Origin of the sequence: Neobacillus vireti, from assembly GCF_001026695.1 — a bacterium.
Classification (GTDB): domain Bacteria; phylum Bacillota; class Bacilli; order Bacillales; family Cytobacillaceae; genus Neobacillus; species Neobacillus vireti.
Window position 1 is genome coordinate 556000 of record NZ_LDNB01000007.1, and the last position, 15400, is coordinate 571399.

At 41.8% G+C, this 15400-nt stretch carries 17 protein-coding genes, 1 tRNA gene and 1 pseudogene; 14 read left to right on the forward strand and 5 right to left on the reverse strand.

The genetic code is table 11. From position 1 onward, the window contains the following. The first annotated feature begins 3 nt into the window (after window positions 1-3). The 6 genes from AA980_RS09720 (at window position 4) to AA980_RS09750 (ending at window position 5737) form a co-directional block, all read left to right on the forward strand. A complete protein-coding gene (locus AA980_RS09720; protein WP_024029324.1) occupies window positions 4-1002 on the forward strand; it encodes a branched-chain amino acid ABC transporter permease in 999 nt (332 codons plus the stop codon). A gap of 12 nt (window positions 1003-1014) precedes the next feature. Then, window positions 1015-1194 carry a hypothetical protein gene (locus AA980_RS09725; protein ID WP_034724396.1) on the forward strand — a complete coding sequence of 60 codons (180 nt, stop codon included), beginning with the start codon at window positions 1015-1017 and terminating at the stop codon, window positions 1192-1194. Window positions 1195-1211: 17 nt separating this feature from the next. Next, window positions 1212-2225, forward strand: a complete 1014-nt coding sequence (locus AA980_RS09730) for a 3-oxoacyl-ACP synthase (protein ID WP_034724404.1) — start codon at window positions 1212-1214, stop codon at window positions 2223-2225. Between the two features lies 1 nt (window position 2226). After that, complete coding sequence (gene phaZ, locus AA980_RS09735; RefSeq protein ID WP_034724402.1) at window positions 2227-3117, forward strand: intracellular short-chain-length polyhydroxyalkanoate depolymerase; 891 nt, start codon at window positions 2227-2229, stop codon at window positions 3115-3117. Between the two features lie 3 nt (window positions 3118-3120). Beyond that, complete coding sequence (fabG, locus tag AA980_RS09740) at window positions 3121-3861, forward strand: 3-oxoacyl-ACP reductase FabG (protein ID WP_024029321.1); 741 nt, start codon at window positions 3121-3123, stop codon at window positions 3859-3861. Window positions 3862-4243: 382 nt separating this feature from the next. Further along, the gene (locus tag AA980_RS09750) at window positions 4244-5737 is read left to right on the forward strand and encodes an acyl-CoA synthetase (protein ID WP_024029320.1); all 1494 of its coding nucleotides are present in this window, start codon (window positions 4244-4246) and stop codon (window positions 5735-5737) included. Between the two features lie 27 nt (window positions 5738-5764). Here the strand turns inward: AA980_RS09750 and AA980_RS09755 are convergent, their stop codons facing one another. After that, on the reverse strand, window positions 5765-6067 hold the full coding sequence (locus tag AA980_RS09755) for a spore coat protein (protein ID WP_024029319.1): 303 nt from the start codon (window positions 6065-6067) through the stop codon (window positions 5765-5767). 98 nt (window positions 6068-6165) lie between these two features. Between AA980_RS09755 and AA980_RS27780 the strand changes: the two are divergent. Next, window positions 6166-6417 (forward strand): annotated as a pseudogene (locus tag AA980_RS27780) (glutathione-dependent formaldehyde dehydrogenase); the annotation flags it as partial. Between the two features lie 106 nt (window positions 6418-6523). On the opposite strand, the gene AA980_RS09760 reads toward AA980_RS27780, so the two are convergent. Then, window positions 6524-7411 carry a selenium metabolism-associated LysR family transcriptional regulator gene (locus AA980_RS09760; RefSeq protein WP_024029317.1) on the reverse strand — a complete coding sequence of 296 codons (888 nt, stop codon included), beginning with the start codon at window positions 7409-7411 and terminating at the stop codon, window positions 6524-6526. 152 nt (window positions 7412-7563) lie between these two features. Here AA980_RS09760 and AA980_RS09765 point away from each other — a divergent pair, with 152 nt between their 5' ends. From AA980_RS09765 to AA980_RS09785, 5 genes are read left to right on the forward strand one after another with little or no spacing between them, the layout of a single operon-like run. Beyond that, on the forward strand, window positions 7564-7797 hold the full coding sequence (locus AA980_RS09765) for a sulfurtransferase TusA family protein (RefSeq protein ID WP_024029316.1): 234 nt from the start codon (window positions 7564-7566) through the stop codon (window positions 7795-7797). A 44-nt stretch (window positions 7798-7841) separates the two neighbouring features. Further along, window positions 7842-8204, forward strand: coding sequence for a DsrE family protein (locus AA980_RS09770; protein WP_024029315.1), 363 nt, complete (start codon window positions 7842-7844; stop codon window positions 8202-8204). Between the two features lie 15 nt (window positions 8205-8219). Then, window positions 8220-8933 (forward strand): sulfurtransferase TusA family protein, encoded by a 714-nt coding sequence (locus AA980_RS09775; protein WP_024029314.1) that lies wholly within the window; start codon window positions 8220-8222, stop codon window positions 8931-8933. Window positions 8934-8949: 16 nt separating this feature from the next. After that, on the forward strand, window positions 8950-10119 hold the full coding sequence (locus AA980_RS09780; protein ID WP_024029313.1) for a cobalamin-independent methionine synthase II family protein: 1170 nt from the start codon (window positions 8950-8952) through the stop codon (window positions 10117-10119). A gap of 11 nt (window positions 10120-10130) precedes the next feature. Continuing rightward, entirely contained in the window at window positions 10131-10583 is a 453-nt protein-coding gene (locus AA980_RS09785) for an OsmC family protein (protein WP_024029312.1), read from the forward strand. Window positions 10584-10618: 35 nt separating this feature from the next. Here AA980_RS09785 and AA980_RS09790 read toward each other — a convergent pair whose 3' ends face one another. Next, window positions 10619-11188 carry an RBBP9/YdeN family alpha/beta hydrolase gene (locus AA980_RS09790; protein WP_024029311.1) on the reverse strand — a complete coding sequence of 190 codons (570 nt, stop codon included), beginning with the start codon at window positions 11186-11188 and terminating at the stop codon, window positions 10619-10621. Window positions 11189-11407: 219 nt separating this feature from the next. On the opposite strand from AA980_RS09790, the gene AA980_RS09795 reads away from it, so the two are divergent. Continuing rightward, window positions 11408-12784, forward strand: a complete 1377-nt coding sequence (locus tag AA980_RS09795; protein ID WP_024029310.1) for a DEAD/DEAH box helicase — start codon at window positions 11408-11410, stop codon at window positions 12782-12784. Window positions 12785-13108: 324 nt separating this feature from the next. Here AA980_RS09795 and AA980_RS09800 read toward each other — a convergent pair. Both AA980_RS09800 and AA980_RS09805 read right to left on the reverse strand, forming a co-directional pair. Then, window positions 13109-13181 (reverse strand) — tRNA-Ala (locus AA980_RS09800). A gap of 84 nt (window positions 13182-13265) precedes the next feature. Further along, a complete protein-coding gene (locus AA980_RS09805; protein ID WP_024031209.1) occupies window positions 13266-13961 on the reverse strand; it encodes an MgtC/SapB family protein in 696 nt (231 codons plus the stop codon). A 114-nt stretch (window positions 13962-14075) separates the two neighbouring features. Between AA980_RS09805 and AA980_RS09810 the strand changes: the two genes are divergently transcribed. Then, window positions 14076-14978, forward strand: coding sequence for a DMT family transporter (locus AA980_RS09810; RefSeq protein ID WP_024031210.1), 903 nt, complete (start codon window positions 14076-14078; stop codon window positions 14976-14978). The last annotated feature ends 422 nt before the right edge of the window (window positions 14979-15400 follow it).

A 15400-nucleotide genomic window follows, 5' to 3' on the forward strand; every position in this document is an offset into this window, starting at 1 on the left:
AACATGCGATTGATTCAAGGAAATCGAATGACGGCCATCATTTTAGTTGTTGCAGCTTTTCTGCTCCTTTTGCCGTTCGTTTACGAATCGCGAAACTTATTGATTTTATTGACACAGGTGTTCGTTTTTTCAATCTTCGCGATGAGTTATGACTTGTTGTTGGGCTTTACCGGAATTGTTTCCTTCGGGCATGCGATGTTTTTTGGCATTGGCGCGTATTCGATGGGGATTTTTATGAAGCGGTTTGAACCAACGCTAACGGTTTTCCTTTTGGCGGTACTGACGACCATTGTTCTTACTGGTTTCGTTAGCTTCCTTGTTGGCTTGCTTACACTTCGTTTAAAAAGTCATTTCTATGCGATGTTAACCTTATCGTTATCAGGCCTTTTTCTTGTCTTAGCGGAAAAGTGGCGGACGATGACCTATGGGAATGATGGCTTCACGTTTCGCGTCCCGGAACTGTTTATTGACCGGACTAATTTTTACCTGCTTTGTTTAGTTGTCATGGTTGCGGTATTTCTTATCCTGAAGCGGTTTACCAATTCCCCGCTTGGCAGAGTGCTTCAAGCAATCAGGGAAAATGAACAACGAACGGAATCATTAGGGTTTCAAGTGCTCCATTATAAAATTGCTGCAAGTGTGATGTCCGGCGTATTAGCAGGAATTGCGGGAATCTTATATGCGATTTCGCTCCGCTTTGTGAACACAAGTGTGTTTGCAATGGATATTACCTTGGATGCATTATTAATGACAATCATTGGCGGCGTGGGAACATTAATCGGTGCCATCATTGGCGCAGGTCTAATCGAGTTTGCCCACCATTGGCTGACGGAACTGGCGAAAGAGCATTGGATTTTTGAGCGCTGGATTATCTTCTTTGGCATTATTTATATTTTGGTCGTGATGTTTTTCCCTAGAGGCATTGTCGGGACGTTAAGTACACTTTCTTGGAAACGAAAACAACAACCTGCTGTTAAAAAGGAAGAAAAGATAGCGGGATAGAGGGGGAGACACGTGGAAATCAATCAAATTGCTTCCTTTGTTGTTCGTTTTCAACTTGCCGCTATTGAAAAGGAAACAGGGAAAAAACAATGGAGAATAAAGGTAACACATGTCCAAGAAGAGCGGGAGACGTTGTTTGAGTCGATTGAGGGAGCGATGGAATTCATGCAGGAAATGGCAGAGGAAGCGTAGGGGAGAAGGTGATTGTGTTGCAAATTGGCATTCTGAGCACAGGTATTTATTTACCAGAGGAATTTTTGACTGGTAAAGAGATTGCAGAACTGGCAGGTATCCCTGCACCTGTTGTCGAAAAGAAAATGGGAATCAGGAAAAAGCATATCCCAGGTCCCGATGACCATACATGTGAAATGGGAATTACCGCGGCAAAAAAGGCGATTGCCAAGGCGGGGATTGACCCATTGGAGATTGATCTCGTTATTTATATTGGCGAAGAACATAAGGAGTACCCGCTTTGGACGGCCGGAATTAAACTGCAGGAAGAAGTGGGTGCGTTAAATGCTTGGGCATTTGATGTGGCGTTAAGATGCGGGACGACTGTTATGGCGTTAAAAGTGGCCAAAAGTTTGATGATTGCTGACCCTGGGATTCGAACCGTTTTGCTCGCGGGTGGGTATCGCAATGTTGATTTCATTGATTACGAGAATCCGAGAACCCGGTTTATGTTTAATCTGGGTGCCGGGGGCGGCGCGCTTCTTTTACGAAAGGGGCATAACGAAAACCTTCTATTAGAAACTGAACTAATCACAGACGGTTCTTTTTCAGAGGATGTTGTGGTGGTCTCCGGCGGTACGAAGAACCCGATTTCCGTTGAGGCAATTGAACAGCGCCTCAATAAGCTCGATGTTCTTGATCCAGAAGGCATGAAGCAGCGTCTGGAACAAAAGTCGATGGACAATTTTTTAAAGGTGATTCGCGAGTCATTACGAAAAAGCGGCTATAGTGAAGCCGATCTTTCCTACTTGGCGATTCTACACATGAAAAAATCGGCCCATGAATATGTATTAAAGGAACTAGGCTTGTCCGAAGAACAGTCTATTTATCTTGAAGACTATGGACATATCGGACAAATCGATCAGATTTTGTCCTTGGAGCTTGCCTTGAAAGAAGGAAAAATCAAGAATGGTGACGTTGTCGTTTTTGTCAGTGCCGGAATTGGCTACGCTTGGGGAGCAACCACAATTAAATGGGGGAAGGGTGATTGAAATGGGTAACGTTTCAATGAAGGAAGTGTCTTTGCCAAATGGAGAAACATTGGCTTATAGGGAGAGAGAAGGCGGCGAGGTAAAGGTTTTATTAATTCATGGAAATATGACATCGTCGAAGCATTGGGATTTGGTGCTTGACAATATGGATGAGAAATATAAGCTTTATGCAGTTGATTTGCGCGGCTTTGGCGGTTCCAGCTATAACAATCTAGTCATGTCGATTAAAGACTTTTCTGATGATGTGAAACTGTTTGTTGATGAAATTGGATTGAAGGATTTCGCTGTAGTGGGCTGGTCAACGGGCGGAGCAGTAGCGATGCAATTTGCTGCTGATTACCCGGGCTATTGTAATAAGCTGATTTTATTAGCATCGGAATCGACTCGTGGTTATCCATTCGATGGAAGAATAAATGAAGCGGATGAGCCGCGGCGGTTTGCCTTACATGAAGAGATTAAACAGGATTTGATTCGGACGATTCCTGTGCAGACAGCCTATGACACGAATAATGTAGACTTATTGAAATTGATTTGGAATGCCGTTATTTATACGGATAAACAGCCAGCTCCTGAACTTTATGATGAGTATGTTCAAGATATGAGAACACAAAGGAATTTGGCTGAGGTACATCATGCCAATAATACCTTTAATATTAGCCGTCACCATAATGGGCTTGTCGGGGGGAATGGCGAAGTAGATTTAATTGATGTCCCTGTTCTTGTATTGCAAGGGGACCGCGATATGGTGATTTTAAAAGAGATGACGAAAGAACTTGTAGAGGACCTAGGAGAAAAAGCTAAATTTGTAGAATTAAAGAATTGCGGGCATTCACCATTAGTGGATGATTTACCGCAATTATTGAAGGCGATGACACAATTTTTGGAGGAGTAAGAAATGCGATTACAAGATAAAGTAGCCATTATAACAGGGGCGGCGGGCGGTATCGGCTTAACCGCTGCCGAGGTATTTGCACGGGAAGGTGCGAAGGTGGCGATGGCAGATTTCAATGTGGAGCAAGGCGAAGAACGGGCTCGTGAGCTGCGGCAGCAAGGCTATGATGTTACTTTTTTTCAAGTAAATGTAGCAGACCGCCAGAGTGTAGATGAAATGGTCGAAAAGGTTTTAGCAGCCTATGGAAAAATTGATATCCTGATTAATAATGCCGGAATAACGAGAGATGCGATGCTGTCAAAGCTATCAGTTGAAGATTTTCAAGCAGTACTTGATGTCAATCTAACGGGTGTTTTTCACTGTACACAGGCTGTATTGCCAGCGATGATTGCGAATGGCAGTGGGAGAATTATTAACACATCATCTGTCTCCGGAGTCTATGGTAATGTCGGACAAACGAATTATGCAGCCACAAAAGCCGGCGTTATTGGGATGACGAAAACGTGGGCGAAGGAGCTTGGGCGGAAAGGGATTAACGTCAACGCAGTTGCCCCGGGATTTATCGAAACAGGGATGACGGCAAAGGTGCCAGAAAAAGTGATGGCACAAATGCTGCAGATGGTCCCGCTCGCGCGATTAGGCAAGCCGAAGGATATTGCGAATGCTTATTTATTCCTGGCTTCGGATGAATCGAATTACGTGAACGGAACCGTGCTCCTTGTGGATGGCGGGATTATGATGTAATGTTGGAAGCGACCTTTTTGGGGTCGTTTTTTTAATTTGTTGGGTTTAATTTTGGGGCTTTGTTGAATATCCATTGAATTTTGTAGAAAGAGGCTTAAAATTTGTTGAATGCCGGCAGAAATTTGTAGAAAGAAGCTCCAAATTTGTTGAATGGACCTGTATTTGTTGAATGTCCTTTGTATCTTGTTGAATCCCTACCCAAAATTGTTGAATGGTCCCCGTTATTTGTAGAATCACTACTAATATTTGTTGATTAACAATCAATATTTATAGAAAATCCAGTTCAAACAGCAACTACCTCCTCAATGCAATCCCCTGTAACTGCCCTGTAACTAAAAATGAGTAAGATAGTTCCATCTAGTAGTGAAGGAGCGATTGGCCGGTGAACTGGGAACTGGATTGGCTGGAAAATCGGGCACGATTATCGCCAAATAAGGATGCCATTATAGATGAAAAGACAAACAATGCTTGGACATTTACAGAATTGAATAAGCGGGCAAACTCAACTGCAAGCTGGCTTCATACACGGGGCGTAAAAAAAGGCGATCGAGTAGCCCTACTATCGCCAAACCATATTAGCTATTTTGATTTATTGTTTGCCTGCGGGAAAATTGGCGCCATCTTCGTTCCGCTTAATCGGCGCTTATCATTGCATGAAATAAACGAGATATTGGCGGATTGTACACCTGTTTTAATCGGAGTCCATCAAGAGTTCGAATCTATCTCTCCACATCTAACGAATACAGCTACCTTTTTTATAGGGGATCCCAGTTACGAAGAGCTAGTCACGTTTCCAATAGGGGATTTACCTCAAGAGGAAATCGCTGAAACTGATCCGCTGGCGATGATTTATACTGGCGGAACGACAGGGAAACCAAAAGGAGTTGTATTAAGCCACCAATCCATTCTCTGGAATGCGATTAACACAATCGTAAGCTGGAGTTTAACAGAGGATGATGTGACAGTAAACTATATGCCGATGTTTCATACCGGGGGACTAAATGCCTTGACCATTCCCGTCTTGATGATTGGCGGAACAGTTGTCATAGGCGAGCTGTTTTCAGGAAAAAAAGCGGTGGAATCATTGAATCGCTATCGCTGCACAACGATTCTCCTCGTTCCAACGATGTATCATATGCTTATTCAAACAGACGAATTTCAAAATAGTGACTTCCCTTTTATGAAGATTTTTTTATCGGGGGCAGCACCATGCCCGATGCATATCTACGAGGCCTTTCAGAAAAAGCGGTTAGCTTTTAAAGAAGGGTACGGTCTCACAGAGGCGGGGCCGAACAATTTTTATATTAGTCCGGAAGATGCCCAAATGAAACGTGGATCTGTCGGCAAACCAATGCTGTTTAATTCAATAAAACTAGTTAAAACAGATGGCTGCGAGACGGATACCAATGAGGTCGGTGAACTGTTAATAAAAGGGAAGCATGCCTTTTCGTTTTATTGGAACCGCGAACAAGCAACAGAGGAAACGTGGAAGGATGGCTGGATTCATACGGGGGATTTAGCGAAAAGGGATGAACAGGGCTTCTATTATATTGTCGGCCGGAAAAAAGAGATGATTATTACGGGCGGAGAAAATGTATATCCACTTGAAGTAGAGCAGTGGCTGGCCTCACACCCGGCGATTGACGAAGTGGCAGTCCTAGGGCTGCCTGATGAAAGATGGGGCGAAATGGTTGCCGCATTCATTACTTTAAAGCAATCCTGCACCATACCAGATGAGGAATTAAAAATGTATTGTGAATCAAAACTGGGCCGATACAAAATTCCAAAACAGTTCATTCGCTTAGCGGAACTGCCAAAAACCCACGTGGGAAAAATAGATAAAAATAAGTTAAAAGAAATGAGTATTCATAGCTAAAAGGGGGAACTTCTATTGTTCTCCCTCTTAGCTTTTTTCTGCAAGATCCAGAGCGGTGCCTGACACCGTGAGATCATCTTCCAACTGCTCGCTTAAATCATGAGGATGATAGTAGCCATTAGCAATCATGTAGTTGGTGATTCTTTCATGTGTCGCAATCGCATCATTTAATTGTGCTCTCAATGCTGCCTTCAATTCGGGTGTAGCGGTTTCCGTTATCGCAACAGCATAATTATGGACACCAGCCTTAGCTGAAATGAGGAAATCAGTGGCAATCACCTGGTCGGTCATCCCGCCCATGCCCATTAGGTTTTGAATCAATTGATTCATTCCGCTTCCCTCCGCTCTGTCAAAAACTGCTGTAACTGCTGGATATGTTGGGTACCTGTGGTGACATCAGCTGAAAGAATAGCACGCAGCTCCTCATCCTAACAGGGGTATATGCGGGCAGGTACAATGCCTTTCCTTTAGGGGATATTTTCAACCGTAACGTTGAACTTAAGACAGGCCAGGCACCAGTTATCCCATATATGCCGTTTCTTTATAACCAAATTAATGAAGGAAAAGTCGACCCCGGGGATATCATTACTCATGTATTACCATTGGCTCAAGCAAAGCATGGCTATGAAGTGTTTGATACGAAAATGGAAGATTGCATAAAAGTGATTCTAAAGCCTTGATTAATTGCAGTAAAACGGAAAATAGCTGTTATAGGCGACCGAACACGAGAAAACCGGGAGTCCTCGGTCGCTTATAGCGTTACCTGCGCCAAGAAATTAAACAAACCTAAAATAAATCTCTCGCACTATCAATAAATAATTTTGAAAGCAGCGACTGGGTTTTATTAATGTTGTAAACCAGATAAAAGAATCTTTCATCATTGAAACTATTTATATCATACATCCGAAGCATGTCCTTAGCGGCATATTCTCTTGCGGCTATTTCCGAAACAATTGAAATTCCGACATCCTGCATCACAAACTGAATTAAACTCTGGCCATCCTCGATGTATGAAATAACATTTAATTTGTCCTTTGCAATATTATTTTTTTTTAAGAATTTTTCCAAAATAGCATTTGTTCCTGAATCAGAGTTCCGCATCACAAAAGGGTACTGAAGAATATCTTCGATGTTGACGTTCCCCTCGGATAAATCAACCTGATTCGAAGTAATCAGCACTAACTTTTCTTTTAACAATGGAAGATAGAGAAGTTTATCATCTACGTATTTTTCGCCTAAAATCCCAATATCAACAGAACCATGAAGTACCTTTTCTGCAACAATTTTTGAAGAAGACTGGTTAATACGAAACAGTGCTTCTGGATACTGCTCTCTAAATTGTTTAACCATCTTTGGGAGCATAAACTGTCCAGGAACAGAACTTGCGGCAATTCGAATGATGCCCCGAAGCTCGGCCATCCCCTCTGTCAAATCGAGTATTGCCTGATCTTTGATTAGTAATAGTTTAAGTGCCCATTGATATAACCGTTCTCCTTGTGGTGTCAGAATGCTTTCCCTGCCAACGCGGTCAAACAGCTTCAAGCCCAGCGTTTTTTCCAATCCATGAATGTGAGAGCTTACGGTTGATTGACTTAAAAAAATATCTTCTGCTGCCTTAGAAAAGCTCTTATGTTCAACCACCTTGGTAAAAACGAAGAGTTGGTGCAAATCCATCAGAATCTTCTCCTTTTATATTCATATATTCGATTAATAGTGATTGGTAGAATAGATAAATTGAATTTATTTAAGCGTACCACTTTTTTATAATGGAAGTGTGCTACCAAATTGAAATGTTTATGACATATTTACTGATTGGAGTGGAAGTGATGTCATATAAACCAGATTTCCGATATGATGCTGGTCCGACTGGCTGTGGAGAATTGATTATGAATCTTTTCCTCACCATGAAAAAGATGGACAAATGTCAAATGATTGAAGTTATCTCCTATGACCCCGGTGCAAGGGAGGACCTGCCGGCATGGTGCAGAATGCAGCAGCATAGACTTATTGAGCGGAGAGATTTTGGCAAAACAAGTCATTACTATATTGAAAAAGGTTAATTACAACCTTTTACATAAATATGAAAATAATGGAGGAATGAAAAATGGCTGGCAAATTTTTAGTAAGTTTAACAAATGCGAAGAACGATCCTGACAAAGCAACGGTTGGGTTTGTAGTTGCGAACGCAGCTGTGGCTTCAGGGCAAGAAACGGTTATTTTCTTAAATGTTGAAGGTGCTTACCTTGCCTCAAAAGGGTATGCTGATGACATTCACGAAGTAGGATTTGCTCCGTTAAAGCAGCTAATGGACCAATTTGTCGAAGCTGGAGGAATTCTTTGGGTGTGCAGCCCATGCTATAAAAAGCGCGAGTTGGATGAAGAAAATCTAGTAGAAGGTGCAACGATTGTTGGCGGAGCAAAATTAGTTGAGTTCCTCAGCCAAGGTGCAGCTTCGATTACGTACTAAAATCAGGTGACTAACATGGAAAAACCTCATGGAGTCTGTGATGGCGGAGACTTAGATTGCGGTTCGGGCCTGCTATTGATTATTAAAAAAGCTATGGACCCATTGTTGGATGGGGAAATCCTTGAAGTCAGGAGCAGGGAGAGAACTGTTGCTGAGGACCTGCCGGCATGGTGCCGAATGGTCAATCATGAATTTCTTGGTTCAGAACCAGGCGAAAATACGACACGGTATTTTATCAGAAAAGGTTCCGTACAATTAGAATTAGAGCAGGATTTACAAGCAGCAAAAGGCTATCAATGGAGTGTCCGGGTTCGGGGAGAAAAAGAGCTCTCTGCAAAGGTCCATTCTAGAAACCATACTTTTTTAGCGGGGCAGCCGGCTGATTTTAGTCCGAAGGTCAATGCACCAAGTGCGATTGATTATCTACTCGCCTCACTTGCCTCTTGTTTGACAGTTGGTTTTAAAGCGCAGGCATCAAAGCGTAATCTTGAGATTGATAATCTTGAGCTTTCATTAAAGGGTGGATTGGATAACGTCTTGTATCATATGGAATTAGATGATGAAGGCAGTCCGAAACTCGAGCAGATCACGGGGACGTTTTATGTATCATCACCTGAAACGGAAGCGGTCCTTGAGGATTTATGGAGAAATACGCTAGAGCGATCACCAATCTATCAAACTCTTAAACAAGCAGTATCGATTAACATTAAGCTCTCAATTGTGTTTTAGGGGGGTCTCAACAATCGTGAATTTACCAACGTTTCCAACTACTGTGATTGGCAGCTGGCCGAGGACAGTTGAAGTGAAAAAGGCTATGCGTGACAAGCGGGCCGGAAGAATAAGCGAAGAAGAGTTTCAGTCAATTGCGGATAAGGCCGTGTTGCAATGCTTGAAATGGCAAGAGGATGCAGGGATTGATATTGTCTCTGACGGCGAGCAGCGCCGCGATAATTTTATTTCGTTTGTAGCAGAACATCTCAATAATGTTCGAATGCTGATGGTGTCTGAGTTACTTGAATATGTCGAAGATAAAGCAAGCTTTGAGGAAATTCTTGGAACATTAGATGTTCCGGCGTTCTCGATGTCTAACCCGGCAGCTGCTGGGAAAATCAGCCGCAAAAAGCCGCTTGCATTAAATGACTATTTATTTTTAAAGAAACATACAGATAAAGCGATTAAGGTCATGCTGCCAGGACCTTACCTGTTAACAAGGGCCATGTGGGTAGAAGGGTTATCGAAAGATGCTTACCCAACGAAAGAGGATTTGGCTGTTGATATTATTAAAGTTTTGCGGGAAGAACTGGAAGAGTTAATTGCGGCTGGAGTTGATTTTATTCAATTCGACGAGCCGGTATTAACGGAGCTTGTTTTTACACAAAAAAATGCCAATCGGACATTTATGTGCGGCGCATTGACGGCAAAAGCAGATGCTGAAGAAGAAATCGCGTTTGCACTGGATTTAATGAATCAGGTTACAGCCGGAATGTTAGGCAGGGGTTCAAGAATCGGTGTTCATGTCTGCCGAGGCAACTGGAGCACGCAAGAGCAGGTGCTGCTGCGAGGCCCGTATTATCCGTTAATTCCGTATCTGGCAAATGTAAATATCGACCAGCTAATACTTGAATATGCAACACCTCGAGCCGGGGAGCTTGATGCGATTCAAGATTTTGGCGGAAAAGAGCTCGGATTTGGCATCGTCAATCCAAGAACGGAAACGGTTGAATCTGTGGAAGCAATCGTTGAGCGGGTCCAAGAAGCGAGAAAATATATTGCGGATCACAAAATCTTCTTAAATCCGGATTGCGGCTTCGGAACGTTTGCACAACGCCCGATGAATAGTGACAAGATTGCTTTTGAAAAATTAAAGGTTATGTCAGAGGCGGCAAAGAAGCTGCGGGAAATGGTTTTTGCATAGGAGGAATTAAAATGGGACAAATGATGGATCTTAAAGTAGAAGGTAAAGGAACGGGAATGCGTCTCGATGCGGTTGCCGGCAAGCATAAAATCGCGATCGATGAACCAGTATCGTTTGGTGGAAAGGACTCGGCGATTGATCCGCTGTCAACGTTTCTATCCTCACTGATTGCCTGTGAAAATGTTATGGCCCAATTGATTGCTCAGGAAATGAAGTTCGATCTTCAAGGAATTTCATTTAATGTAGAAGGCAGTCTAGATTTAGCAGGGTTGATGGGGGATTTATCGGTAAAACCTTACTTCCAGCAAGTCACAGTCAAAGCAGTTGTTGAAACTTCCGAACCGCAAGAAAGAATTGATGAATTGCAAAAGGCAGTTGACCTTAGATGCCCTGTTTTCCGTACAATAAAGGATGCCGGAATTCCGGTTGAAAATCAATGGGTGAAAGCGGCGGTAATAGCTTAATATAACGAGGGAGTGATGTATCTGCATCACTCCTTTTAATTAAAGATCATTTCAGAATTAAGACATAAATCCAATATCAACGGCCATTTTCCGTGCCCTGAGAGGGTATTAATGTGGCCTGCAGAAGGTAGTGTGATCGTGGGCGAATTTAAACTCTTGAACTTTTCAGCATCATCAGGACTGCAATATGGATCATTGGATGAATGAACAAACAGAGTCTCCTCAGCCGCTTGCGCTAGCTGATTTTTATTTATAGGAACCGGATAAAAAGTTTTCGCTTCAGATAGAATAATTTTTGGAGATGGCGGTGCAACAAGTACAGCCTTTTTAGCGTGCCGTTTATTTTTACTAGTTGCGTAATGTAACCATAAAAGACAGCCAAGGCTGTGCGTAATAACTGTGAGTTGATATTCAGCCGGGATTGTTTCAATGGCTGAATTTAATTCCTTTAACCAAACCGCTTTTTCAGGTGAATCAAACTGTGAGAAGGTTGGATAACAAACATGATAGTTTCTTTCCTTTAATTCATTAGCAAGCCAAGTCTGCCAATGATCAGGTCCGCTTCCTCCTAATCCATGGATGATAAGAAAACTTTGCTGGGACATACACTCACTCCTTTTAATTTAACTATTCCGATTGATTAAGTTGGTATTAACAAAAGTATAATTCTCTTGGCTAGAAAAGGCAACCGCGAATATAAGATTATTGGTTCTAATACAAGAAAATAATATCTAAATAAAAAGGGACAAGGTACCTGTCCCCTTGCAATTCCGACAATAAACACGCAATATTAATGGATAGGAAATGTGAAAGTAGGGGTATTTTTGTCAGATTTTTTAGAATTAGGTATTTCAGAAGTAGTAGTAGATAAATTACGCGGCCATGGTGTTGCTAAACCAACACCAATCCAAGAACAAGCGATTCCATTTGTGATGAAAGGGAACGATATTATTGCCCAGGCGCAAACGGGAACAGGGAAGACATTTGCCTTTATCCTCCCAATTCTTGAAAAAATAGACCGGGAAGCTGGGCATGTACAAGCACTAATCGTAACTCCAACAAGAGAACTGGCGTTGCAAATCACCGTAGAAATTGAAAAATTGATCGCTGATATTGAGGGTGTCGATGTCTTGGCCGTGTATGGCGGTCAGGATGTTGCTAAACAGCTAAAAAAACTAAAGAAGAATCCGCAAATTGTCGTTGGAACACCTGGCAGGCTGTTAGATCACATAAGAAGAGAAACAATCCGATTATCAGAAATATCCTTCCTTGTTTTAGATGAAGCAGATCAAATGCTTCATATTGGCTTTCTTGGTGAAGTGGAAGATATTATTAGGGAAACACCGGATGAACGACAAACAATGCTGTTCTCGGCAACGATGCCGCCGGAAATCCGCCAATTAGCCAAAAAGCATATGCGTGCACCGGAATATATTCAGGTGGAAAAAACCCAAGGTCCGGCGGACAATGTCAAACAGCTTGCCATTCTTACAACTGACCGCGGGAAGCAAGCCGCACTCATTCACTTAATTGAAACGCATCGGCCGTTTTTAGCGGTTATTTTTTGCCGGACAAAACGGAGAGTAAGCAAACTGTATGATGCGCTCAAAGCCCACGGTTTTCCCTGTGATGAATTGCATGGCGATTTATCACAGGCTAAAAGAGAACAGGCGATGAAACGATTTAGAGATGCTGAGACACAATTATTAGTCGCAACCGATGTAGCTGCAAGGGGACTCGATGTTGAAGGGGTTACCCATGTGTTTAACTACGATATTCCTGAGGATGCGGAAAGCTATATTCACCGTATCGGAAGAACGGGCAGAGCGGGAATGACCGGAATAGCAATTACATTTTATACCTCAGCAAATATACCTGTGCTCACTATGATTGAAAAAGAACTGGCTATTACCATTCAAAAGCAGGACACAGGTAATTCTGAGGAGAGCGAAAACAATTCGCGCGGCGGCCTGCCTAATAGGAAGAGTGATAATCGAGGTACAGCGAGGGAAAAACAAAAAAGCGGACCACGCAATCGAAAGCATTCGAATCCGAATGAGAATAGAAGCGGGCAAAAAAGGGGAACCAAGGCTGGTCCAGATAAAAGAAGAAGCAAAACTGCTATAGGAGCACCTCCCAAAAATAAACGGGAAGAGTCTCGTAAATCAAGCGGTAAAACGAAACGAAGTTATCCAAAATGATATAGAAAAGCGCAAGCGCCCTGTTCAGCGGCGTATGGCCTGGAGCACTCCAACTGAGATAAAGGAAACACGGTGAGCGAAGCGAACCGATGTTGACTTATCGTAGGGCGGAGTGCGAAGGACATTAGCCGCTAGGGCGCTGGAGCTGGACAATTCTCGAAGTTCAATGTTATAAATTCTTTTATTAAACCCAAAGTGGGACTGAGAAAAACGTCAGTCCCACTTTTATTTAGCGGTTATTTGCTATGCCAATATGGAACAATGAAAAAGTAACAAAAAACCCAAGTCATTATTAAGATGACTTGGGTTTTCGTTGTTTAAATATGGAGACTAGCGGGATCGAACCGCTGACCTTTTGGCTGCCAGCCAAACGCTCTCCCAGCTGAGCTAAGCCCCCTTATTTGGTACAAGAAAAATTATATCTGTAAAAACCGATTCTTGCAAGAGGGAATTTAAAAAAAGCGGAAAGAAAATTTTAGTGTTACCTCATGCTCTCAACTTCCACTTTCTGCACTCCTTCTAATTCTGAAATAAAAAAATAAACATCTGTTGTTTTTTCCCGATAATCTACAGCAACTAATATTTGCACGAGATGATCCCCGTTGTCTAAATCTTTAATGCGAATCCTTCGAATGATATACTTTTTCTCTACTATTAAAGAAATGGCTTTATCGATTTGGACTTTTTCCTTAATAAAAAGTTGGAGCATGATTTCTTTCTCCCTTAATTGTTTAGGGCCAATGAACTTCACTAAATAAGGGATTAGTTCAACACTTATAATAAGCAGGGCCACACCAGCAAAGGCTTCAATAAAAAATCCAGCCCCAACGGCAATTCCAATTCCTGCTGCCCCCCAGATCATCGCAGCCGTCGTGAGCCCGGAAATGCTGTCATTGCCTCTCCTTAAGATTACTCCAGCACCTATAAAGCCCATCCCCGATACAATCTGGGCTGCCAACCTGAGCGGGTCCATTGTAATTTTAACATGATCGGAATCAGGGAACATATAAGCTGATTCAATTGAAACAATGGTCAGTAGACAGCTTACGGTGGAAATAACGAGGCTCGTCTTTAAGCCGACTGGTTTTCTTTTTAGCTCTCGTTCGAGACCGATTATTAACCCGAAGACAGCAGAAATTCCTAATTTCATCAAAATTTCGATATCAATACTACTCATCTAAATTCACGTCCAATGTCAAATTCTATTGATTTAATGTATTTATATAGTAAAAGGGATTTAATAACTGTAAAATAATGAAATCAAACTTATAGTACTACAAAGGAGATCGTCATGGAAGAATCAAAAATTAATCCATATTTCGTGCTGGCGGTTGGTGTGATTTCAGTATCGACATCGGCCATTTTTGTAAAGCTGAGTTCAGCTCCATCAGGAGTTATTGCTTTTTACCGTTTACTTTTTTCTGTCCTACTGATGCTTCCTATTTTCCTAACGAAATATGTTTCCGAGTTTCGTCATATCACCAAAAAGGACTGGTTTTTTTCAGCCATTGCAGGAGTATTATTGGCATTCCATTTTATCCTGTGGTTTGAGTCCTTAAACTACACCTCGGTAGCGAGTTCAACAGTTCTTGTTACCCTGCAGCCTTTATTTGCATTTGTGGGAACCTATTTTTTCTTTAAGGAGAAATCTTCGAGTATGGCGATTATCAGCGGAATCATTGCTATTGCTGGGAGTGTTCTCATTAGCTGGGGGGATTTCCGAATTAGTGGTAATGCACTAATTGGAGATTTACTTGCCCTAATCGCCTGTGCGTTAATTACAGCCTATTTATTATTTGGTCAAGATGTTCGAAAAAGGCTATCACTTATTACATATACATTTGTCGTCTATTTTATGAGTTCAATCACCCTGTTAATTTATGTCTTGGCAGCGGGTCAGCCACTATTTCCATACCCAAAACAAGATTGGGTCTGTTTCATCTTGCTTGCCCTTATTCCAAATTTACTTGGCCATACCTTATTCAATTGGTCGATAAAATGGCTCAGTACCTCGACCATCTCGATGGCGATCTTATTCGAACCAGTCGGAGCCGCAATTCTCGCCTACTACTTATTAGAAGAAAATGTTGTTTGGACTCAAGTTTTGGGTGGATTAATTGTAATTGGCGGAATTTTATTATTTGTCATGTCTGAAAGGAAAAAAGCGAAATTAAATAGAATAGTGGAAAAATAGTACTGATTTCACTCCTAATATGATGAATGATGATTGCGAAAAATATTTTGAAAAAACCTTTTAAAATTATATTGCAATCATTATTTTTTCATGTTATATTAAATCTTGTCCTCTTCGAGAGAGTCAAACAACGAAAAAAGAAATTAAAAAAGTTGTTGACATTACGGAGTTGGATATGATAAATTAATGAGGTCGCTTTAAAGTGGCTGATTTAAAAAGAGAGTACAAGCCGCGGAGAAAACAATAATATTTTTTTCGCTGGTAAATACATTTGTTCTTTGAAAACTAAACAAACAAAAAACGTCAACAAACAATATTTTTAAGTTTCTTTTAGAAACTAAACCAACGTTTTATTTTATGAGCTAATCAACTTTCTTGGAGAGTTTGATCCTGGCTCAGGACGAACGCTGGCGGCGTGCCTA